This window comes from Rhodococcus sp. NPDC057529 (assembly GCF_042802055.1).
In the GTDB taxonomy this organism is placed as follows: Bacteria; Actinomycetota; Actinomycetes; order Mycobacteriales; family Mycobacteriaceae; genus Rhodococcus_F.
Genome location: NZ_JBHVEY010000006.1, coordinates 208,500 through 230,666, shown reverse-complemented (window position 1 = coordinate 230,666; position 22,167 = coordinate 208,500). Strand labels below are relative to the sequence as shown.

Here is a 22,167-nt window from a genome sequence, read left to right as displayed (position 1 = left end):
CGTGAGGGTCAACTCAGGTGTAGAGATTTTCCAGTTCGCCGGAGAAGTTGGTCATCACGACCTTGCGCTTGAGCTTCATGCTCGGGGTGATCTCGCCGTTCTCGACAGTGAGTTCCCGTTCGAGGATGCGGAACTTCTTGATCTGTTCCCACCGGTTCAGTCCGGCGTTGAGTTCCTCGACGTAGCCGCCGATCAGGTTGCGGGTCTCCTGGGCGTTGGCGATCTCGGCGAGAGACTTGCCGCCCAGGTTGTTGTTCTTCGCCCATTCTTCGATCGATTCGGCGTCGAGGGAGATCAGGGCGACGCAGTACGACTTCCCTTCGCCGTCGACGATGAGTTCACCGACGTAGGGGCAGATGCCCTTGAACGTGGCCGCCAGCGCGGACGGTGCGACGTATTTGCCGTTGGACGTCTTGAACATGTCCTTCTTGCGGTCGGTGATCCGCAGGTAGCCCTTGTCGTCGAGTTCGCCGATGTCGCCGGTGTGGAACCAGCCTTCGTCGGTGAGCGCTTCGGCTGTGGCCTCGGGGTTCTCGTGGTACCCGCTCATGACGCCCGGACCCTTGATGAGGATTTCACCGTCGTCGGCGATCCGGGTCTCGGTGCCCGGGATGGGCCAGCCGACGGTGCCGAACTGGTATGCCGACGGGCGGTTGACGAACGAGGCGGCACTGGTCTCGGACAGTCCGTACCCTTCGAGGACGACGATGCCGACGGCGTCGAACCATTGCGCGACATCACGATTGAGCGCCGCGGACCCGGAGATGAAGAACTTCAGGCGTCCGCCGAAGCGTTCGCGAATCGTGCTGTACACCAGCCGATCCGCGACGGCGTGCTGCACCGAGTCGAGCAGCGACGTGCCCTTGCCTGCCTGCTTGGCCTTCGACACCCGCAGGCCGACGCCGACGGCCCAGTCGAAGATCTTCTCCTTCGGCCCGCCCTCCGCGCGGACGGTGGAGACGATCCGCGCGTACGCCTTCTCGAAGATGCGGGGGGCGGCGCCCATGAACGTGGGTTTGACCACCGCGAGGTTCTCGACGATCTTGTCGACGCGACCGTCGACCGCGGTCGCGAAACCGATCTGCAGCGGCAGCGTGAGCAGGACCTTCCCGAACACGTGGGAAAGCGGGAGCCAGAGGTATTGCAGGTCGTCGGCGTCGAGGATGCCGGTGGCGTCGATCGCGGCGGCTTCGTACGTCCACGCCGAGTGCGACAGTCGCACACCCTTCGGCCTGCCGGTGGTGCCCGATGTGTAGATCAGGGTGGCGAGGTCGTCGGGGGCGATGGCCTCGATCCGGTCGTGCACGGCGTCGGGTGTCTCGGCCAGCAGTTCTTCGCCGAGGTCGTGCAGCTGGTCGAAGGTGATGACCCAGTCGTCGTCGGCGGCGCTGCCGTCGATGAGGACGACCTTCTCGACGTCGCCGAGTTCGCCGCGGTTCTCGCGCAGCTTCGCGAGTTGCGCCTCGTCCTCGGCGAAGACGACGCGGCTGCCGGAGTTCGCGACGATGTAGGCGACGTCGGAGGCCGTGCTGGTGGGATACACGGTGGTGGTGGCCGCGCCGGCGCACATCACGGCGAGGTCGGCGAGCACCCATTCGTAGCGGGTGGCAGAGGCCAGCGCCACCCGCTGTTCGGCCTGTACGCCGAGGACGATGAGACCGGCCGCGAGGTTGCGCACCCGGTCACCCGCCTCCGACCAGGTGACGCTGGCCCACATGGTCGGGTCGTCCGGGTCGACGTATCGGAACGCTTCGCGACCGGGCGAGTGGGCCACCCGATCCACGAACAGTGCGGCTACCGACGGAGCCCGATTCTCGATCTTGGAGCGGTCAATGACTTCGTCCGATGCGCGCTGAGCTGCCATGTACCGATCTTAGGAACCGGCGGCGCTCCGGGGAGTGGTTTCGGCGCGGGTCAGGCGATCCCGGATGCCGCCGTACGGGGTTTCGCGACGATGGCGAGAGACATCACGGCCGCGATCGCGCAGAGTCCGCCCGCGACGTAGAACGCGGCGTCGTAGCCGCCGAACTGGTCGCGCACCAGTCCCGCGAGGAACGCTACGAGGCCGGCGCCGATCTGGTGCGACGCCAGCACCCAGCCGAACACGATGGGGGCGTCGCCGCCGAAATGTTTGCGGCACAGCGCGACGGTCGGGGGCACGGTCGCCACCCAGTCGAGGCCGTAGAAGATGACGAACGCGATCATCGGCGGGTGCACGGTGTTCGCGAACAGGATCGGCAGCAGCATCAGCGAGATCCCGCGCAGCACGTAGTAGATGCCGAGGAGCTTGCGTGAATCGAACCGGTCGGTGAACCAGCCCGACGCGATGGTGCCGATCACGTCGAAGATCCCGATCACCGCCAGCAGGGTCGCCGCCGCCGTCACCGGCATGCCGTGGTCGTGTGCGGCCGGCACGAAGTGGGTGCCGACGAGTCCGTTGGTGCTCGCTCCGCAGATGGCGAACGTGCCGGCCAGCAGCCAGAACACCCGGGTCCGCGCCGCCGACAGCAGCACCGTCACGGCCCGGCCCGCGGCGCCGCCGCGACCACTCGGGGCGGGTGGTTCCGCGACGTACTCGGGCCCGGCGCCGTACGGGACCGTCCCGACGTCGGACGGCCGGTTGCGCAGGAACACGAGCACCAGCGGCACGACGGCGAGGGCGGCGAACGACACCGTCAGCGCCACGGTCTGCCAGTTGTAGTGCTCGGCGACCATCGCGAGGATCGGCAGGAACACCAGCTGTCCGGCGGCGCTGCCCGCGGTGAGGATGCCGGTGACGAGGCCGCGGCGGGCGACGAACCAGCGGTCGACGACGGTGGCCACGAAGGCGAGTGCCATCGAGCCGGTGCCGAGCCCGACGAGCACGCCCCACAGCAGGACGAGTTGCCAGGTGGCGGTCATGAAGACGGTCAGGCCGCTGCCGGCGGACACGAGGACCAGCGCGGCGGTGACCACCCGGCGCATGCCGAAGCGTTCCATGAGCGCCGCCGCGAACGGCGACGTCAGACCGTAGAGCACCAGGTTGATCGACACGGCGGACGAGATGCTCGCCCGCGACCAGCCGAAGTCCTCGTGCAGGGGGTCGATCAGGATCGAGGGCGCCGCGCGGAAGCTGGCTGCGCCCACGAGGGCGAGGAACGCGACGGCCGCCACGAGCCAGGCGTAGTGCAGGCGGGGCGGGGCCGTCTGGGCAGGAGGTGCCGGGGGCGCGATGTCGGACGTCACGACGGTAAGTCTGCGCGACGCCACCGCGCCGGAACAGTTGCCGGAATGACAACATGTGAAAGAATCTGGCCATGGTTGTGCGTCATCGTGTGGTCGTGCTCGCCCTGAACGGTGTGATCCCGTTCGAACTCGGCATCCCGTCGCGGGTCTTCGGGCGGGCCCACGACGCCGACGGGAATCTGCTGTACGACGTGCAGACGTGCACGGCCGACGGTCGGCCGGTGCGCTCGGACGCCGACTTCTCGGTGTCCGTCGACCACGGCCCGGAGTTGCTCGCCGACGCCGACACGGTGGTGATCCCCGCGTCCTACGAACTCGGCCCCGCGTACGACGAAGGCCGTCTGCCCGCCGACCTCGAGCGGGCGCTCGCGTACGTCCGGCCCGGCACGCGGTACGTCTCGATCTGCACCGGGTCGTACATCCTCGCCGCGGCGGGGCTGCTCGACGGCCTGCGCGCCACCACCCACTGGCGCAACACCGAGCACTTCCAGCGCACGTATCCGCAGGTCCGGGTCGACCCCGACGTGCTGTTCGTCGACGAGGGCCACATCCTCACCTCGGCCGGCGTCGCCGCCGGACTGGACCTCTGCCTGCACATCGTGCGCCGCGACCACGGGTCGGACGTCGCCAACCGGGTGGCGCGCCGATGCGTCGTCCCGCCGTGGCGCGACGGCGGGCAGGCCCAGTACATCGAGCGGCCGATCCCGGAGACCACGGCGGAGTCGACGGCGGCGACCCGCGAGTGGGCGCTGCACCGCCTCGGCGAACCGCTGGCGCTGAACCGGTTGGCGGCGCACGCGAACATGAGCGTCCGCACGTTCACCCGGCGTTTCGGCGAGGAGGTCGGCACCACCCCGAACCGCTGGCTGACCACCCGCCGGGTCGACCGCGCGCGGCAACTCCTCGAGACCACGGACCTGTCCGTCGACGTCATCGCCCGTGAGGTCGGATTCGGAACCGGCACCTCCCTGCGGCAGCACATGGGTGCGGTGCTGGGGGTGCCGCCGTCGGCGTATCGCAGAACCTTTCGGGGCCGGGCGGTCTGAGCGAGAGTCAGTCTCCGGCCGGATCCTCGGCGCGTCCGGCCCGGTCGCGGAATGCCGCCACCGCGGACTCGATGGTCGGGTAGAAGTGGGTGGCGTCGAACCTGTCGCCCACCCCGAACCGGATGAGCCGATCCTTGATCGGGCCCTTCATCTCCGCGAACGCCAGGTGGATTCCCTTGCCCTCGAGGTAGGTGTCGAGGTCGACGAGTTCGTCGACGGCGGTGGTGTCGAGTCCGGTGATCGGCTCGGCGGCGACGACGACCCACTCGACCGGGGTCGGCGCCTCCGCCACCACTGAACGCACGTACTCGTCGAAGATCTCGCCGTTCGCGAAGAACAGGGGGGCGTCGAAGCGCACCAGCACCAGCCCGGGGATGCGGTCGCCGCCGGGGTGGCGTTCGACGTCGTGGAAGCCCGGCCGGTCCGCCGTCCGGACGAGTTCGGTGCGGTACGGCTGCCAGGCCTGCGCGACCACGGCGACGAACGACAGTCCGATCGCGACGAGGATGCCCTGCAGCACACCCACCAGGGCGACCCCGAGGAACGCGGCGACGGCGAGCCCGAATTCCACGCTGCTCATCCGCCACATGCGGACCATGCCGTCCACGTCGACCAGCGCCGTGGCCGCGACGATCACCACGGCGCCCAGCGTCGCGTCGGGGAGGTAGGCGGTGACACCCGGGGCGACGAGGACGAAGACCAGCACCGCGACGGCGCCGACGACACACGCCAATTGTGTGCGGGCGCCGCTCTGTTCGGCCACCGGGGTGCGGGATCCGCTGGCCGAGATCGGGAATCCGCCGAACAGCCCGCCCGCGATGTTGGCGACGCCGACAGCCTTCATCTCGGTGCTGCCGTTCACGTCCTCGCCGTGCCGGGCGGCGAACGTGCGCGAGAGAACCCCCGTGTCGGCGAACGCGATCAGGGCGATTCCGGCGGCCGGCCCCACGAGTTGTCCCACGTCGCCCCAGTCGACGCCGCCGAACGACGGCAGCGGCAGGCCGGTGGGGAGGGCGCCGACCATCCCGATGTCGTCGGTGAGACCGAGCGCGGCCGACAGGACGATCGCTCCGACGACCGCCACCAGGACGCCGGGGATGCGGGGAATCCAGATGCGGAACACCACGATGACGACGAGGGAGCCGAGACCCACCGCGGCGGCAACGGGGTCGATGTCGCCCCCGAACACCGCCTTTCCGATTCCGCCGATCTCCCCGAGGAGTCCGGAGGCGTCGACGTCGAACCCGAGCATCTTGGGTAGCTGGCCGACGATGACGATGAGCGCGATCGCATTCAGGTACCCGAGCCGGATGGGCTTCGACAGCAGTTCGGTCACGAAGCCGAGATGCAGGAACCCGCCGACGAGGAGGATGAGGCCCATGAGGACGCCCAGAATGCCTGCGAGGGCCAGGGCACTCTCCGGGTCGTCGGTGACTGCGAGGGGCAGGACCGCCGCGGCGATGAGCGGCGCGAGCGACGAATCCGGTCCGAGAACAAGGATTTTCGACGGACCCACCACCGCGTACGCGAGGAGCGGGACGATGGTGGCGTAGAGCCCGGCGTAGGCGGGCAACCCGGCGGCCTCCGCGTAACCCATTCCGGCGGGGATGAGCAGTGCGGTGAGGACGAGTCCGGCGGTGATGTCGGGGCGCAGCCACTCGCGGCGGTACACCCGTGCCGTCGCGATGCCGGGCAACTGCGCGAGGCCTCCTGTCCAGGACATGACGCCGGCCTCAGCGCGCACGCTGCGGGTCGACCGCGGCCGCCGCGGAGATCGGAGTGATCGGACGCGCGTGCCGCCTGCGGCGCAGAGCCTTCTCCGCCTCCACGACCACCGGGATGATCAGCGACCAGCCGAGGCAGGCGAGCCACTGCCCACCGGTCAGCGACGTGGTCATGAGGAGGTCCTGGAGGAAACCGATCTCGACCGCGAACACGGTGACGACGACCGGGATCGACAGGATCTTCAGTGCGCCGAGGATCGGTGGGGTGAGACCGGATTCCGGGTCGCGGCGCATGACGAGCCCGGCGAGGATCGACCCGAGCGACAGCACCACGAACGCCGTCGTCATCGGAACGCTCGCCTCGGTCGTGCTCATGTCGCCCGGTGCGAGCAGCATCGCGGCGAGTGTGACGGCGAACTGCAGGACGCCGTACACCAGCCATTGCGTGAACGCCTTCCGGTTGGCGATCGGCGTGTGCGGGTCCCGGGGCGGCTTGTTCATCAGGTCCGGCGGCGCCGGGTCGAGCATGATGACCGCGACGGGGAACAGCGTGATGAAGAAGTGCTGGAACAACACCATGAGCGGCGTGAGGGCGACGCCGTCGTTGATGTCGAAGATGCTCGCCACGAGGAACAGCAGCACCAGCGAGAACAGTTTCGACATCTGGTACCGGATGTACGACACGATCTTTTCGTAGATGTTGCGGCCCAGCCGGATCGCGGTGATCAGGGTTCCGAAGTTGTCGTCGGTGAGCACCATCTTGCCCGCCTGTTTCGTCACCTCGCTGCCCGAACCCATGGCGACGCCGATGTCGGCCTTCTTCAGTGCGGCGGCGTCGTTGACGGCGTCCCCGGTCATCGCCACGACCGCGCCGCTCCGCTGCATGATGTCGGCGAGACGGAGCTTGTCCTGGGGGGTGACGCGGCCGAACACGTGCAGGCGCGGGAGGGCCGCGGTGAGGTCCTCGTCCGTCATGGCCTGGAGTTCGGGGCCGCCGATCGCGCCGGGGCCGAGGCCGAGTTCGGCGCCGATCGCCGACGCGGTGATCGCGTGGTCGCCGGTGATCATGCGGACCTCGATACCCGCGGCGTGGGCGGTGCGCACGGCGTCGATCGCCTCCGGCCGCAGCGGGTCGATGATGCCGACCATCCCGACGAACGTGAGGTCTTCGACGAACGACATGGGGTCTGCCGCCGCGGCGTCCTCCTGCCCGTCGAGTCGGCGGGCGGCGAAAGCCAGCACCCGCAGCCCCTTCTCGGACAACTCCCGGTTCGCCGCGGTCAGTTCGTCCCGGACGTCGTCGAGGGGCACCGCGCGCCTGCCGGGCAGGAAGGCGGTGGTACAGCGGGCGAGGACCACGTCGGGCCCGCCCTTGACGAGTTCGACGAACTGCGTGCTGCCGTCGACCTGGAGGTGGTGGAACGTGGCCATGAACTTGTACGCGGAGTCGAACGGCACCTCCGCGACGCGTGGATACGTGCGCCGGGTGAGCGGGGCGTCGACGCCGATCTTGGCGGCGAGCACGACCAGCGCGGCCTCGGTGGGATCGCCGACGACGTCGCCGGTATCGGAGACGGTAGCGTCGCTGTCGAGGCACAGTCCGTACGCGAGCAGGGTGAAATCGGGGGCGGCCTCGCCCGCGGTCTGGGTGATCCGGCCCGTCTTGCTGTATCCCTCGCCGTCGACGGTGTACCACCGGCCGTGGAAGTACAGCGACCGCACGGTCATCTGGTTCATCGTCAGCGTGCCGGTCTTGTCCGAGTTGATCGCACTGGTGGCGCCGAGGGTCTCGACGTCGGTGAGGTTCTTCACGACGGCCTTCGCCTCGGCCAGCTGACGGGCCCCGAATGCCAGCATCGCCTGCACGAACGTCGGCAGCCCGGTCGGGATCGCGGACACCCCCATGGAGATGCCGAGCAGCAGCACCGTCGTCAGGCTCTGCCCGCGGATCACCCCGAGGATCACGATGAGCGCGACCGCCGTCCACGCGATGATCCCCAGCACCTTGGTGAGCGAATTCAGTTCGCGCTGAAGCGGAGACTTGCTCGGAGCGACAGCCGAGAGCATCGACGCGATCTGGCCCATCTGGGTGCTCATGCCGGTTTCGGTGACCACCATGGTGGCGGTGCCCCGGGTGACCGACGTGTTCTGGAAGACCATGTTGCTGCGGTCGCCCAGGGGGACGTCCGCGGCGCCGAGGGTCCGGGTGTCCTTCGGGACGGGGGCGCTCTCGCCCGTCAGCGCCGCCTCCTGGGTCTCGAGGGTCGCCGACGTGAGCAGTCGGCCGTCGGCGGGGACGACGTCGCCGGCCTCGAGTTGCACGATGTCGCCCGGCACGAGGACGGTGGCGGCGAGTTGCACGAGCGTCCCGTCCCGCGTCACCCGAACCTGCGGTATCTGCATTTTCGCGAGCGCGTCGACACTGGCGCGCGCCTTCAGTTCCTGCCGCGTGCCCAGCACGACGTTGAGCACGACGAGCGCCGCGACGATGATCGCCGTCGGCACCTCGCCGATGAGGACGCTGACGACGGCCACCGCGACCAGCATCAGGTTCATCAGATCCTTCAGCTGCGCCAGCGCGATCGCCCACGTCGACGGCGCCGGTTCGGAGGCGATCTCGTTGGGACCGTGCCGGCGGCGGCGTTCGTCCGCTTCGCCGGCGGTCAGGCCCGCCTGCTGATCGGACGCTGTCGCGGCGACAACGGCATCGGCGTCCTGGGCGTACCAGGCCGTGTGCGTCTGCGCGGATTCCGTCGAGACCATGACCGCTCGTCCTTTCGGCTCGGACCCTCAGTACGGGGTGGGGATCCAGTGCAGGGGTTGCCCCGGTTCTTGATAGCCCTCCGCCTTCTGCCGCTTCGGCAGGGTGAGGTCGGGGCGGTCCAGCGGCTCGTACGGGACCTGGCTCAGCAAGTGGCTGATGACGTTGAGCCGACCGCGTTTCTTGTCGTCGTTGTTCGCGACGTACCAGGGCGCCCATCCGGTGTCGGTGTAGTGGAACATCGCGTCTCGCGCGCGGGAGTAGTCGTACCAGCGGCTGTACGACTTCAGGTCGAGCTCCGACAGTTTCCAGTACTTCCGGGGGTCGTCCATCCGGCTCTGCAGGCGCAGTGTCTGCTGTTCCTCGTTCACTTCCAGCCAGTACTTGAGCAGGATGACCCCCGAGTCGACGATCGCGCGTTCGACCGTCGGGATCAGTTGGAGGAAGTGCTCCGCTTCCTCCTCGGTGCAGAAGCCGAGTACCCGTTCGACCCCCGCGCGGTTGTACCAACTGCGGTCGAAGATGACGACCTCTCCGCCGGCGGGCAGGTGCGGCAGGTACCGCTGCACATACATCTGCGACTTCTCGCGCTCGGTGGGCGCCGGCAGCGCGACCACTCGGAACACCCGCGGGCTCACCCGTTCGGTGATCGCCTTGATGACGCCGCCCTTGCCCGCGGTGTCACGGCCCTCGAAGACGACGCACACCTTCGCACCGGAGGACTTCACCCACTCCTGCAGTGCGACGAGTTCGGCGTGGAGGGGTTTCAGGAGCCGCCGGTACTCCTTGTTCTTCATCGGTGCGGTCGGTTCGGCGGCGTCTGGCCGGGAGAGTTCGTCCCCGGCCCTGCGCTTGCTCTTCTTTCCCACGGTCTCTCCCGCTCTACCGGGTTCAGACCTGCTCCGGATTCCAGGTAGACACGGCCCAGATCACGACGACGTCGAGCGCGATGATGAGCAGCGACCACCACGGGTAGTACGGCAGCCACAGGAAGTTGGCGAGTATCGAGATCGCCGCGATCACGATCGCGGACACCCGCGCCCACCCTGCCCCGGTGAACAGCGCCAGACCGACCCCCAGGACCACGATGCCCAGCACGATGTGGATCCAGCCCCACGTCGTCAGGTCCAGCTTGTAGACGTATTCGATGCCGGCGACGAAGACTTCGTTCTCGGCGACGGCGGCGACCCCTTGGAAGAACTGGATGATGCCGACGGTGACGAGGATGATGGCCGCCCCGATCGAGGTGCCTGCCGCGACGCCCTGCTTGACCGATGATGTCTCGGACATGACCGTCCCTTTCTGTCCGCGAGTTCTCTCCGCGAGCCGGCGGCCCGGTACCCCCATTGTCCGCCGTGAGGCCCCCGGCGCAGTCGTGAAACAGAATTTCCGGACACAGTCGGATTCTGGATTCATTCCAGGCTCAGGCGTACTCGGGTGCCGGAACCGAACCGTGTTGCTCGAGAGGCCGTTTCGTGTCTTGACGGTGGCCGTCTGCCGGGATGACGATTGATCGATGACCGGCGACGACGAACTTCTTCAAGTCGAGCGGGTCATCGAGCGCCTGATCACTCGGTACCCTTCGCTCTCACCAGTAGACATCGAGCACATCGTGCGCACTGTTCACAAGCGACTGGCGGAGAGCAGGGTTCGCGACTTCATACCCCTCCTCGTCGAGAGGGCGGCCCGCCGCGACCTCGCCGCCCGCGAGGCGTCGGAAACGGTCGGGTGACTTTGTGCTCTAGCGGCGCCACACCCGCTCGTGGATACTGAGCGAAGGCCTGTGTGGCTGCCGCTGCTGTCTTCAGAAGAGAGGTCCTGCGGTGAACGACAACGATCTCGACGTGCTCGGGCCCATCGACTATCTCGTCGTGGAGTTCCCCGCAGACCGGAAACCCGACGGATCGGCACTTCCACTCCTCATCGATCTCGTCGATCGGAACATCATCCGTGTACTCGACCTGATCTTCGTCCGTAAGGACACCGACGGAACACTGTCCGGAATCGCGATCGAGGACCTCGGTTTCGAGGGCGGTGTCGACGTGACGCTCTTCGCCGAAGCGGCCTCCGGCCTGATCGACCGAACCGACCTCGAGGAGGCCGCGGCCGTGCTCGAACCGGGGTGTTCGGGAGCGATTCTCGTCTACGAGAATTGTTGGGCCGCACCGTTCGCCTCCGCCCTGCGGCGCGAGGGGGCCCAGCTCGTGGCGTCCGGGCGCATTCCCGTCCAGGGCATTCTGGCGGCGCTCGACGCGCTCGACTCCGCCAGCTGACAGGCTGCCGAATCCAGAGCTGAGGAGCACATCATGCCAGGACTTCTGCGCGGGATCGCCCGGACCGCCGTCGTGGCGGGCACCGCGACCGCCGTCTCCAACCGGGTTTCGCGAAGGCAAGGGCAGCGGTGGGCGGCGAATCAACCTGCCCCGCAACAGCAGTCGCCGCCACCCCCACCCCCGCCCCCGGCGCAACCCGCACCGCAGGCCGTTGGCACGGATCGTATTGCGGCCCTGAAACAACTCGGTGAACTTCGCGATCAGGGGGTCCTCACCGAGGAAGAATTCAACGCAGAGAAGGCCAAAATCCTGGCTTCCTGACCGCAACACCGAGTGGACGGAGCACCGAAAATGGAAGGCTTCTGGGAGTTTTTCTGGTTCATCTTCGTCTGTTTCGCCTTCGTGGCGTACCTGACGGTGCTGTTCTCGATCATCACGGATCTGTTCCGGGACCGCGACACTTCGGGTTGGGTGAAGGCGATCTGGATCTTCTTCCTGTTCTTCGTTCCGTTCCTGTCGGCGCTGATCTACCTGATCGTCAACAGCGACGGCATGGCGAAGCGGTCGATGGCTGCCGCCCAGGAAGTGAAGCGGGCGCAGGACACCTACATTCGGGACGTCGCCGGGCAGTCTCCGGCTCAGCAGATCTCGGATGCCAAGGCGCTCCTCGATTCCGGGGCGATCACCGAAGCCGAGTTCCAGTCGATCAAGGCGAAGACGCTGGCATAGCGTCCGTCGCCGTGGCGGACGTGCGGGCCGGACGGATGAGCAACTCGATCGCCACGAGCGCCAGCAGGCCGATGATGACGATCCACAGCACGACCAGTCCGGTGGGGTAGCGCCAGAACATCAGCAGTACCGCGGCGATACCGATCACCGCGCAGCGCAACGGAATGCGGAGCTGGTAGGCCCACCGCTCCACCTCGTTCGGTGGCCGGCCGCTGCCGGACCGCCGAACGAAGTCGAGTGCCTGCCCGTAGCCGCGACGGACGGCGGTCGCCGAGGACGAGCCACCGATGAGGTAGGCGCCGAGTGCGATCACCAGGCCCAGTACCGCCACCGCGCGCAGACTCGTCCGCAGCGGGACGAGGACCGTGTCGATGACGGCCGTCGCCGCATCGGGCGACAGGATGTCGGGTGGGACGCTGTCGAGGTAGATGGCTCGTCCGACGAGAATCCCGATTGCGAGAGCGAGCATTCCGAGTGCGATCGCGAGTCCCGCCAGCGCGAGGGCGCGGAGCCGCCGGCCGGTGGGTGCGACGGCCACGGCGGCGGCAGCGCAGGCGATGCCCAGCCACGGCAGGATCGCCGACGCCTTGTCGAGTGCGCGGACGGCGCGCTGCGCCTTCACGAGTTCGGGAGATTGGAAGAGCACGAACTGCTTGTCCACCGACGGGATCTTGTCGGCGAACGCGAACCCGCGCCCGGCGAGTTCCGATTTCACGCGGTCGATGACGGTACCGAGGGAGATGCTGACGGTGCCGCTCTGGTCGACCTCCACGGAGCTGAGGCCGTAGTTTCCCGTCATCACCGCCACGAGTGCGTTGTGTGCGGCCCGGTTCGCCTGGATCCACAGGTCTTCGAACTGCTGGGATCGCACGAGCGAGCTGACGGTGTCGTGGACGAAGTTCTTTGCCTGGCTGGTGAGCACCGGGGCGAGGCCGACGACCGCCTTGTCGAGGCGCGGCGCGTTCGCGGCGAGATTCGTCACGTCGGTCAGCGCGGTGAGGGCTTCGGTGGTCAGACCCTCGACGTCGACGCGCGCGAAGATCTCGTCGGTGATCTGGTTCGTGACATCCGCCTGCAGAGCGGGATTCGAGCCCAGCGGCGCGACCGTGCTCACGTAGCGGTCGGTGTCGAGGATCTGGCTGCGGGTGAAGCGGGCGGTCACCGACGCGACCGCGAGGACGGCGACGAGTACGAGCAGAATCGTCACCGCCGTCCAGCGCAGCCCGTTGTGGGGTGGGTGGGAGACCGGTTCGGCGGGGACACCGGCAGCTTCACCCGCCGCCTGGGCTCGCAGGGTGGCGACTTCGTCGCGCAACCGGAGCAGTTCGGCGCGTTCGTCCTTGCCGAGCGCGTCTGCGCCCGTGGCCCCGTCCATCGTCGATCAGACCGTTTCGGGATTCCAGGTGGCAACCGCCCAGATCACGACCGCGTTCAGCGCGATGATCGTGATCGCCCACAGGGGGTAGTACGGCAGCCACAGGAAATTGACGAAGATCGAGACGGCGCAGAGGACCATGGCGCCGACCCGGGCCCAGGTTGCACCGGTGAACAGTGCGGCGCCGACGGCGGCGATGATTACACCGAAGACGAGATGGAACCATCCCCACGCGGTGACGTCGAATTTGTAGGTGTACTCGACGCCGACGACGATGACGTCGTCCTTGGCGATCGCCGAGATTCCCTGGAAGAACTCGAGCAAGCCGACGGTGACGAGGAGCACCGCCCCGCCCACCGAGGTTCCCTTTGCCACACCTTGTTTGACCAGCGATTCATCGGACATGACCGTTCCTCTTTCGTCAACATACGAAATGAACTGGCGATTGTAAGTATCCTCCGTGGGATCGCCTGCTGTCAGCGAGATGCCCGCTCCGGCAGATGTTGACCTTGCTCGTCGCGGCGGCGACAATGTCTGCATCCCACCGCATATCCGGGAAGGGGATTCTCATGTCCGATCAATCGTTGGTCAAGCAGGGGGTCGCCGCGGCCACGTCCATGGTGGCAGCGATAGTTTTGCTCACTATCGGAATACTGCACGTGCTCTCGGGTATCTCGGCGCTGATGAAGGACGACCTGGTCGTGGCCGGGCCGGAATACGTCTACCAGTTCGATACGACGGCGTGGGGGTGGATCCACCTCGTGCTCGGCGTGATCGTCGCGCTCGTCGGCGTCATGCTGTTCACCGGTGCGACGTGGGCCCGCGTCGGCGCGATGGTGATCTGCGCGTTGTCGATACTCGCGAATTTCCTGTGGCTGCCCCACTACCCGTTGTGGTCGATCGTCATCATTCTGCTCGACGTGTTCGTGATCTGGGCCGTGGCGACGTGGCATCCGGGCTACGAGGAGAGCGTCTAGGTCGTTGTTCCACACGCGGCACGAGGGAATCGTCGCGTCCGCCCCGTCACGGAGAGGATGAGATGACCGACGAACCCGGATCGTCATCACCGCCCGAGCGTCGCCGCCGCTGGCTGCCCCACCGATATGCGTTCGGGGGCTTGGTCGTCGCCGTCCTGTTCGTGTGGCTGTCGTTGACACCGACGCTGCTGCCGCGTGGCCCGTTCTTCCAGGGCTTGGTCACCGGCGTCTCGGCGGCCGTCGGCTACGCCCTCGGATTTCTGGGTTCCGTTCTGGTTCGTCATCTCGTGCGGCGGGAACCGTCGGCACGAGTGAAGACCTGGGTTCGGCGGGGGGCGTTGGTGATCGGGCTCGTCGGCACCGCGGCGATGCTGGTGTGGTTCGCGAATTGGCAGGATGAGCTCCGGGCACTCATGAGCGCCGCATCGTTCCCGTGGACGGGCTACGTCGTGACGGTGATCGTGGCGGTGCTGATCTTCGTCCTGCTGGTTGCGATCTCCCGGTTGCTGTTGCGGGCGGTGCGGTCGGTCGAACGCGAGATCAGCCGGGTGGTGCCGCGGCGGATCTCGGCGACGGTGATCGGCGTACTCACGGTGGCTCTGCTGTTCGCACTCCTCAACGGGGTGGCGGTGCGCGTGATCATGACCGGGTTGAACAATTCGTTCGCCGCCGTCAACCAGGAGACCAAGGCCGGTGACGAACCGCCAACGACGCCGCTGCGTTCGGGCGGACCGGAATCACTGGTCACGTGGGATTCGCTGGGAAGGCAGGGCCGGTCGTTCATCTCGCGTGGCCCGACCGTCGAGGAACTGTCCGCCTTCAACGGTGGACGGCCCGCACTGGAGCCGATCCGGACCTACGCCGGGCTCGCCAGCGGTGGCGATTCGATCGGGGAGAGCGCCCAACTGGCAGCGGACGAACTCGAACGGGCCGGCGGGTTCGATCGCGCGGTGATCGGCGTGGCGACCACCACCGGCACCGGATGGATCAATGAGAGCCTCGCCTCCTCACTCGAGTACATGTACAACGGCGACACCGCGATCGTCGGGTTGCAGTACTCGTATCTCCCCAGCTGGCTGTCGTTCCTCGTGGACAAGGAGCGGGCCCGCCAGGCGGGCGAGGCGCAATTCGACGCGGTGTACGACAAGTGGAAGCAGTTGCCACCGGAGACCCGTCCGAAACTCGTCGTGATGGGGGAGAGCCTGGGCTCCTTCGGCGGCGAGAGCGCGTTCGGCAGCGTCGACGACGTCGAGGCGCGTTCCGACGGCGTTCTGTTCACCGGACCGCCGAACGCGAACGAGATCTGGACCGACGTGACGACCAACCGGGATCCCGGCTCACCCGAATGGCTTCCGATCTACGAGCAGGGCGAGACCGTGCGCTTCGGTGCGCGGGCGCCGGAGGATCTGCCCCGCCCCGACACCCCGTGGGGGAAGCCACGGATGGTGTACCTGCAGCACGCGTCCGACCCGATCGTCTGGTGGTCGCCGGAACTGCTGGTGAGCGAGCCCGACTGGCTGAAGGAGGAGCGCGGGTACGACGTCCTGGACAGCACGCAATGGTTCCCGTTCGTGACGTTCCTCCAAGTTGCGGCGGACATGGCGGTGTCGACGGGCGTCCCCGACGGGCACGGGCATACCTACGTCGTCGACATCGCGGATGCGTGGAGCGCGATCCTGGCGCCGGACGGCTGGACCCCGGTGGACAACGAGCGATTGCGCACCGTGCTCGCCGAGATGGGGGCGGACGGCTGACCCGTCGTCACGGTTGCGGCGGCGCGAGTTCCTGTGCTCGTCTCATGCGGAACGAGTTGAGCAGTCCGGCGAGACCGGCGAGGAGGGGTACGAGCAGCGCAACCTGCAGGGCAAGTGGCCGTGCGTCGGTGTTGATGCGGACCACCTCGTCTCGTATCTCGGGTGGCTGGCCGACGAGGAGTTGTTCGAGTTGGGTGTTGCTCATGACCTCGGCGTCGTCCTCGAGTACCTGCGCCACGTGCTGCTGGTCGGCCGGCGGGAGGACGGTGCTCGATTGCGCCATGGCGGTGAACGTGATGGACAGTGTCGCCAGCATGATGGCGCCGGCGAACGCCAGTCCGAACGACAACCCGAACGATCCCGCTGCGGAGTTCGCGCCTGCCGCCTCGCTGACGTGCTCCTCCGAGATCGGGGCGAGCGTGTAGTTGTTGAGTTGGGATACCAGCAAACCCAGCCCCGAGCCCGCGATCGCCAGCGGGAGCAGCAATGCCCAGCCGAACTCGGCCCGCGGCACGATCGGGATCAGGATTGCGACGCCGATCGTGACGAGGACGAATCCCCAGCGGACGATGGTGCTCGGACTGCGATCTCCCGCCTTCTTGCCCGCCAGCAGCGCCACGCCGAACATGCTGAGCGAGAGGGGGGCAAGCGACAGTCCCGCCTGCATCGCGTTGTACTCGAGCACCATCTGGAGGTAGATCGGCAGGGCGATCATCGTGCCGCCCAACGCTATCTGCTGGAGCATCTGCTGTGAGATTCCCAGCCGGAACACTGTGGAGCGGAACAGATCGGGGTCCAGCAGCGGCGGTTCCCCGCGACGCTTCCGGCGGACGAGCCAGTACCCCAGTCCGGCCAGCGCCAGCGCACCCACGACCAGCAGGGCGGCCACCGCTTCGCCGCCTTCCTGCCACACGAGGATTCCCAGCACGATGCCGCCCATCCCGAGGACGGAGAGGCCTGCACCCACCGTGTCGATTCCCCGGGGCCCGGTGTACGGCACGTCGCGGACGAGTCGGATCCCGGACAGCACGATCGCGATGATGACGACCTCGAGCACGAATGCGACGCGCCACGACAGGAAGGTGGTGATGAAACCTCCGAGGAGCGGTCCGACTGCGGCGGCGATCGCTGCGGCCGCGCCGACCAATGCGTAGACCTTCTTCTGCGCGCCGCCTTCGAAGTTGCCGTGGATCAGGGACTGCATGGCGGGCAACAGCAGTGACGCACCGATTCCGCCGAGGATCGCCCAGAACACGATGATCGCCGTCAGGCTCTGCGCGAGCGCCATCGCGGATGCGCCCACGGCATACCCGAGCAGACCCATCACGTACGCCCGTTTACGTCCGATCAGGTCGCCGACCTTACCGCCGATCAGGATGAACGCGGCCGACACCAGTGCCTCGAGTGCGATCGCCGCCTGGACGCCGCTCACGGTCGTGCCCAGGTCGCGGACCACGGCTGAGATCGACACGTTCATCAGTGAGGTGTCGACGACGAGCACGAACATCGCCATCGCCAGCAGCAGGGCGAGCAGCCGCTGCGACCCCTCCAGGTTGGTACCCGAGCTGTTGGTTCGGTCTTCGGGCACGGGCACCTCCTGAGCTGCCCGGCCACTGCGGTGTCGCGCCGAGCGGTGATTCCCAGACCCGAGTCTCCCACGTGCAGGGGGCGTCCTATGTGGATTCACCCGTTTCCGGGTGTGCGAGGAACCCGGCGACGACCGGTGCGAGTCCGGATGCGTCGGTGACGATGTCGATGTGCCCGCCGGGGTGGATGTGCAACGTCGCGTGCGGCAGCAGTGCGTTCATGATGCGCGCGTTGAGGACGGGAATGATCGGGTCGTCGGTGCCCGCCACGACGAGTGTGGGCTGCCGGATCAGTGGCAGGACGGGAAGGCTCGTCCACAGGGCGCCCGCGAGGAGTTGGTGGAGATAGCCGACCCGGGAGCCGGACTGCCGCTGCTTCCCGAAGATCCGTGCCACGTCCCCGCCGGCGCGGCGGGCGGCGCCGCCGTACAGGTCGCCGGCGACGGCCGCCGCGTAGGCGGGATCGGTGAACCGCTTCGGGGTCAACATCTTCGAGAGCACCCTCGGGTGACCCGGAATCATGAGGGCGCCGGTACCGGTGGCGACGAGGACGAGACGACGGCACCGCCGCGGGTGCTGCAGCGCGAACTGCTGGGCCAGCGCTCCGCCCCACGACAACCCGAGGACGTCGACGGTGCCGACCCCGATCTCGTCGAGCAGCCGGCTCAGACCGCAGGCGAGGGCCGGGAGTGCGTACGGAACCGGGGAGGCAGGCGAACCTCCGGTGCCCGGGACGTCGAAACTGATGATCGTCGCGGCCGGATCCAGTGCGGCGACCAGCGGTTCGAGCACTTCCAGGCCGGCCCCGATGCCGTTGCACAGCACCAGCGGCACCCCGGTGCCGGCGCGGATCCGCACCCGGATCCGCAGCCCGCACACCGGAACGACCCTGTCCTCGAATCGGTCGCGGCCCCCGAACAGTTCGGTCACCGTCACGTGTAGAGCACCACGACGTCGGCGACGCACACCGGGCGGGTGCCGCCGTCGATCTCGTAGGTCAGCCGGAACACGGCCTCGACGCCGGCCGGCTTCTCTTCGGCGGCGGTGAGAGCCACGGTGGCGCGCAGGACGGATCCGACCGGAAGCGGCGCCGGGAACCGGACCTTGTTCAGTCCGTAGTTGAGGGCGGCTTCGACGCCGTCCACGGTGAGTGCCTCCGCGAGGATGCTCGGCGCCAGCGACAGCGTCAGGTAGCCGTGGGCGACCGTGCCGCCGAAGGGTCCGTCGGCGGCGCGATCCGGATCGGTGTGAATCCACTGGAAGTCGCCGGTCGCCTCCGCGAACAGGTTCACCTGGTCTTGCAGGACCTTGTAGGGGCCTGTGGTTCCGATGGTCCGGCCGACCGACTCGACGAGTTCGGCGGGATGGGTGAGATGCAGGGTCATGGTGTTCCTCTGTCGGTGACGAATGTCGATGACGAACGGGTCAGGAGTGGTGGACATAGGTGCCCGGGGCGGGGGCCAGCGGCGGGTACTGCCGGGCACCGAGGGTGTGCGGTGCGTCGACGTCGGGTCCGCTGCGTTCGGCGAGCCAGTGCGCGTAATCGGTCCACCACGAGTCCGTCGCGGTCTCCGCGGTGTCGAGCCACGCGTCCGGCGTCTCGGAGGCGGGTTCACCGAACCGGTACGACGCCCGCGGGTTGCCCGGCGGGTTCACGAGTGAGGCGATGTGTCCGTTCGACGACAGCACGAACCGCGAGTCCTTGCTGCCGAGGAGGCGAGCGCTGCGGTACGTCGACTGCCACGGGCAGAGGTGGTCGGCGGACCCGCCGACGACGTACGAATCCGCGGTCACCGTGCCGAGGTCGACGGGCGTGCCGAGCATGGTGGCGGCACCGGGGATCGTCAGCGCGTTGCGCAGGCCGAGCAGCACGAGGTCCCGGTGCAGTGCCGCTGCCATACGGGTGGTGTCCGAGTTCCAGAACAGCACGTCGAACGCGGCCGGAGACCGGCCCTGCACGTAGTTGTTGACCCAGTACCGCCAGACCAGATCGGTGGGACGCAGCCATGCGAACATCTCCGCGAGCGTGCGACCGTCGAGGAATCCCTTGGCGGCCGAGTCCCGGATCGCCGCGGCAGCGGCACGCTCGCTCATCATGGCCGACGCCGTTCCGGCGCGGGTCTGATCGAGAACGGTCACGGCCAGGGTGAGGCCGGCGATGCGGTCGCCCTCGCCGATCGCGGTGAGGTGTGCGGCGACCATGGCGGCGAGAATGCCACCCGAGCAGGTGCCGAGGACGTGTGCGCTCGTGGTTCCGGCGATGCACTGCACCGCGTCGAGAGCCTCCACGATCGCGGCACCGTACGTGTCGGCACCCCAGTCCCGGTGCCGGGCGTGGGGGTTGCGCCACGAGATCGCGAAGACCTGCTGTCCCTGCTGCACGAGGTGCTCGATCAGGCTGCGGCCCGGTGCGATGTCGAGGATGTAGTACTTGTTGATGACGGGCGGGACGATCAGCAGCGGTGTGGCGTGGACCGTCTCCGTCTGCGGCGCGTAGTGGATCAGCTCGAACGTGCGGGTCTGGAAGACCACGGCGCCCTTCGTCGCCGCCACGTGCTCCCCGACCTCGAACGCGTCGGGTTCGACCATGGCGGGAACCCGCGGACTCGACTGCATGTCGCGGAGGAAGGACCGGACGCCGCGCACCGCACTGAGTCCGCCGGTGTCCACTATCGCCTTCCACCCGAGCGGGCTGAGCAACGGGTTGTTGGTCGGCGACAGACCTTCGACCAGGTTGTCGAAGACGAACCGCATCCGTTCGTGATCGCGCCAGTCCAGGTCGGCGTCCTCGAGCAGGGCGGTGGCGGTGTGGGAGGTGGCGAGATACGCCTGCATCGCCCGCCGCAGGGCGGGATTCTGCTGCCACGCGGCATCGCCGAAACGTTTGTCCGCCTTGGCGGGAGCCCGGTCGGACGTGCCGGCGACGATCGCACCGAGTTCACGGACGAGGGCGCCGCCGCGCAGGGCGACGGTGCGGGGCCTGCCGGCGAGGCTGATGCCGAACCGGCTCCAGGAACTGTCGGGGAGCATGCGGGCGGCGACGCCGCGGGTTCCGCGGGTGAGGAGGAGGTCGAGGGGAGCGGTCAACTCGTCGGGGGTCGCCTGGGCAACAGTCGTGGTCATGCGGCGGGGCTCCTGCCGAGTTCGCGTTTGAGGATCTTGCCGGTGGCGGTCATCGGCAGGGAGTCGACGAATTCGACGGTGCGCGGGTACTTGTAGCTCGCCATCTGCTGCTTGGACCAGGCGATCAGCTCGCCGGGGGTGATCTGTGCGCCCGGTTCGAGGATGACGTAGGCCTTGACCTCCTCGCCGTGGCTGTCGTCGGGAACACCGACGACGGCGGCGAAGGAGACGGCGTCGTGCCCGATGAGGACGTCCTCGATCTCGCGGGGATAGACGTTGAAACCGCCGCGCACGATGAGGTCCTTGGCGCGGTCGACGATGTAGTAGAAGCCGTCCTCGTCGACCCGCGCGAGGTCGCCGGTGCGGAACCAGCCGTCGCGCAGCGCTTCCGCGGTGGCCTCGGGGCGGTTGTAATAGCCCTTCATGATGTTGTGACCGCGCAGCGCGATCTCACCGATCTGATCGGTCCCGGTGACGGTGTTCCAGTCCTTGTCGACGAGACGCGCCTGAATGCCCCAGACGGGAACGCCGATCGATCCGGGCCGGGGTTCGAGAGCGGGATCGCTGAACGTCGCGAGTGGCGACGTCTCGGACAGCCCGTAGCCTTCGAGGATCTGCACGCCGAACCGGTCGGCGAACCGGGTGAGGATCTCCACCGGCAGCGCGGCGCCGCCGGAGATGGCGCGGCGCATGTTCCGTGCGATGCGGTCGATGTCGGCCGGGTGTTCGTCGAGGGCACCGAGCAGACCCCAGTACATGGTGGGCACACCGGCGAAGACGGTGATGTCCTCCCGCTCGATGAGGTCGAGTGCGGCCCGGGCCTCGAACCGGGGCAGCAGCACGAGGGTCGCGCCCACCGAGATGCCTGCGTTGAGGGTGACGGTCTGGCCGAACGAGTGGAACAGCGGCAGCGTCACCAGATAGCGGTCGTGGGTCGAGGGTGTGCTGTCGAACAGCCGGTTGGCGGTCAGCGCGTTCAGCGCCATGTTGGCGTGGGTGAGTTCGGCGCCCTTGGGCTTTCCGGTGGTGCCGCTCGTGTACAGGATGACGGCGGTGTCCCCGGGTTCGCGGACCACGGCGTCGAAATTGCTGTCGTGCCGCGCGAGGGCGTCGGCGAGCGTCCCGACGCCGTCGATCATGGCGGGCGCGGCCGGGTCGGTGGTGATGCGGAACAGGGCGCGGCAGCGCGGACTCTGCGCGAAGCCGGACAGTCCGTACTCGCCCATCGGCAGTTCGGGGGTGCCCTCGTAGCAGAAGTAGGCCTTGGCATCGGAATCGTCGAGGTGATACGCGATCTCGCGATCCTTGAGCAGAACGTTGAGCGGCACGACCACCGCGCCCGCCTTGAGGATGCCGTAGTAGACGACGGGGAACTGCGGAATGTTGGGGCACGACAGCGCAATCGTGTCGCCGGGTTCGATGCCGGCCGACACCAGCAGGTTCGCGACCCGGTTCGACTGGGCGTCGAGGTCGGCGTAGGTCATCCGCTGGTCACCGAGCACCAGGGCGACGCGGTCGGGGAATCGGCGGGCCGAGTCTTCGAGGAGTACGGAGAGGTTGAGCACGGTGAACTTTCTCGTCGGGGGGAACGGTG

Annotated in this window: 20 protein-coding genes; 7 read left to right on the top strand and 13 right to left on the bottom strand. The window is 67.9% G+C overall.

All coding sequences use genetic code 11. The features are described 5' to 3' along the window. Positions 1–13 precede the first annotated feature (13 nt). Both ACFU5V_RS14135 and ACFU5V_RS14130 read right to left on the bottom strand, forming a co-directional pair. Positions 14–1,864 (bottom strand): AMP-dependent synthetase/ligase, encoded by a 1,851-nt coding sequence (locus ACFU5V_RS14135; RefSeq protein ID WP_378432426.1) that lies wholly within the window; start codon positions 1,862–1,864, stop codon positions 14–16. Positions 1,865–1,914: 50 nt separating this feature from the next. Then, positions 1,915–3,225, bottom strand: a complete 1,311-nt coding sequence (locus tag ACFU5V_RS14130) for an MFS transporter (RefSeq protein WP_378432427.1) — start codon at positions 3,223–3,225, stop codon at positions 1,915–1,917. A 71-nt stretch (positions 3,226–3,296) separates the two neighbouring features. Here ACFU5V_RS14130 and ACFU5V_RS14125 point away from each other — a divergent pair, with 71 nt between their 5' ends. After that, a complete protein-coding gene (locus ACFU5V_RS14125) occupies positions 3,297–4,271 on the top strand; it encodes a GlxA family transcriptional regulator (protein ID WP_378432429.1) in 975 nt (324 codons plus the stop codon). A gap of 7 nt (positions 4,272–4,278) precedes the next feature. Here the strand turns inward: ACFU5V_RS14125 and ACFU5V_RS14120 are convergent, their stop codons facing one another. The 4 genes from ACFU5V_RS14120 to ACFU5V_RS14105 are packed head-to-tail and all read right to left on the bottom strand — an operon-like array spanning position 4,279 to position 10,046. Further along, positions 4,279–5,994 (bottom strand): SulP family inorganic anion transporter, encoded by a 1,716-nt coding sequence (locus ACFU5V_RS14120; RefSeq protein WP_378432430.1) that lies wholly within the window; start codon positions 5,992–5,994, stop codon positions 4,279–4,281. A 10-nt stretch (positions 5,995–6,004) separates the two neighbouring features. Continuing rightward, the gene (locus ACFU5V_RS14115) at positions 6,005–8,758 is read right to left on the bottom strand and encodes a cation-translocating P-type ATPase (protein ID WP_378432432.1); all 2,754 of its coding nucleotides are present in this window, start codon (positions 8,756–8,758) and stop codon (positions 6,005–6,007) included. 27 nt (positions 8,759–8,785) lie between these two features. Then, positions 8,786–9,625, bottom strand: a complete 840-nt coding sequence (ppk2, locus tag ACFU5V_RS14110) for a polyphosphate kinase 2 (RefSeq protein WP_378432434.1) — start codon at positions 9,623–9,625, stop codon at positions 8,786–8,788. Positions 9,626–9,647: 22 nt separating this feature from the next. Further along, positions 9,648–10,046, bottom strand: coding sequence for a hypothetical protein (locus ACFU5V_RS14105; protein WP_378432435.1), 399 nt, complete (start codon positions 10,044–10,046; stop codon positions 9,648–9,650). Between the two features lie 226 nt (positions 10,047–10,272). On the opposite strand from ACFU5V_RS14105, the gene ACFU5V_RS14100 reads away from it, so the two are divergent. From ACFU5V_RS14100 to ACFU5V_RS14085, 4 genes are all read left to right on the top strand, one after another. After that, complete coding sequence (locus ACFU5V_RS14100; protein WP_378432437.1) at positions 10,273–10,488, top strand: three-helix bundle dimerization domain-containing protein; 216 nt, start codon at positions 10,273–10,275, stop codon at positions 10,486–10,488. Positions 10,489–10,579: 91 nt separating this feature from the next. Further along, positions 10,580–11,029 carry a DUF6325 family protein gene (locus ACFU5V_RS14095; RefSeq protein WP_378432439.1) on the top strand — a complete coding sequence of 150 codons (450 nt, stop codon included), beginning with the start codon at positions 10,580–10,582 and terminating at the stop codon, positions 11,027–11,029. A gap of 33 nt (positions 11,030–11,062) precedes the next feature. Next, positions 11,063–11,350 (top strand): SHOCT domain-containing protein, encoded by a 288-nt coding sequence (locus ACFU5V_RS14090; RefSeq protein WP_378699979.1) that lies wholly within the window; start codon positions 11,063–11,065, stop codon positions 11,348–11,350. Positions 11,351–11,380: 30 nt separating this feature from the next. Beyond that, entirely contained in the window at positions 11,381–11,758 is a 378-nt protein-coding gene (locus tag ACFU5V_RS14085) for a PLDc N-terminal domain-containing protein (protein WP_378432441.1), read from the top strand. Here ACFU5V_RS14085 and ACFU5V_RS14080 read toward each other — a convergent pair. After that, positions 11,736–13,133 (bottom strand): hypothetical protein, encoded by a 1,398-nt coding sequence (locus ACFU5V_RS14080; RefSeq protein ID WP_378432445.1) that lies wholly within the window; start codon positions 13,131–13,133, stop codon positions 11,736–11,738. The genes ACFU5V_RS14085 and ACFU5V_RS14080 overlap by 23 nt on opposite strands. 6 nt (positions 13,134–13,139) lie before the next feature. Then, the gene (locus ACFU5V_RS14075; RefSeq protein WP_378699977.1) at positions 13,140–13,538 is read right to left on the bottom strand and encodes a hypothetical protein; all 399 of its coding nucleotides are present in this window, start codon (positions 13,536–13,538) and stop codon (positions 13,140–13,142) included. Positions 13,539–13,702: 164 nt separating this feature from the next. Here ACFU5V_RS14075 and ACFU5V_RS14070 point away from each other — a divergent pair, with 164 nt between their 5' ends. Both ACFU5V_RS14070 and ACFU5V_RS14065 read left to right on the top strand, forming a co-directional pair. Next, complete coding sequence (locus tag ACFU5V_RS14070; RefSeq protein ID WP_378432447.1) at positions 13,703–14,110, top strand: hypothetical protein; 408 nt, start codon at positions 13,703–13,705, stop codon at positions 14,108–14,110. Between the two features lie 62 nt (positions 14,111–14,172). Continuing rightward, a complete protein-coding gene (locus tag ACFU5V_RS14065; RefSeq protein WP_378432448.1) occupies positions 14,173–15,864 on the top strand; it encodes an alpha/beta hydrolase in 1,692 nt (563 codons plus the stop codon). 7 nt (positions 15,865–15,871) lie between these two features. On the opposite strand, the gene ACFU5V_RS14060 is transcribed toward ACFU5V_RS14065, so the two are convergent. The 5 genes from ACFU5V_RS14060 to ACFU5V_RS14040 form a co-directional block, all read right to left on the bottom strand. Continuing rightward, positions 15,872–17,452 carry an MFS transporter gene (locus tag ACFU5V_RS14060; protein ID WP_378699975.1) on the bottom strand — a complete coding sequence of 527 codons (1,581 nt, stop codon included), beginning with the start codon at positions 17,450–17,452 and terminating at the stop codon, positions 15,872–15,874. An 85-nt stretch (positions 17,453–17,537) separates the two neighbouring features. Then, on the bottom strand, positions 17,538–18,386 hold the full coding sequence (gene phaZ / locus ACFU5V_RS14055; RefSeq protein ID WP_378432449.1) for a poly(3-hydroxyalkanoate) depolymerase: 849 nt from the start codon (positions 18,384–18,386) through the stop codon (positions 17,538–17,540). Further along, the gene (locus ACFU5V_RS14050) at positions 18,383–18,835 is read right to left on the bottom strand and encodes a MaoC family dehydratase (protein WP_378432451.1); all 453 of its coding nucleotides are present in this window, start codon (positions 18,833–18,835) and stop codon (positions 18,383–18,385) included. The genes phaZ and ACFU5V_RS14050 overlap by 4 nt, the downstream gene beginning before the upstream one ends. Positions 18,836–18,875: 40 nt before the next feature. Next, positions 18,876–20,573, bottom strand: coding sequence for a PHA/PHB synthase family protein (locus tag ACFU5V_RS14045; RefSeq protein ID WP_378432452.1), 1,698 nt, complete (start codon positions 20,571–20,573; stop codon positions 18,876–18,878). Beyond that, positions 20,570–22,138, bottom strand: a complete 1,569-nt coding sequence (locus ACFU5V_RS14040; RefSeq protein WP_378699969.1) for a long-chain fatty acid--CoA ligase — start codon at positions 22,136–22,138, stop codon at positions 20,570–20,572. Before ACFU5V_RS14040 ends, ACFU5V_RS14045 begins: the two co-directional genes overlap by 4 nt. Between the last annotated feature and the right edge of the window lie 29 nt (positions 22,139–22,167).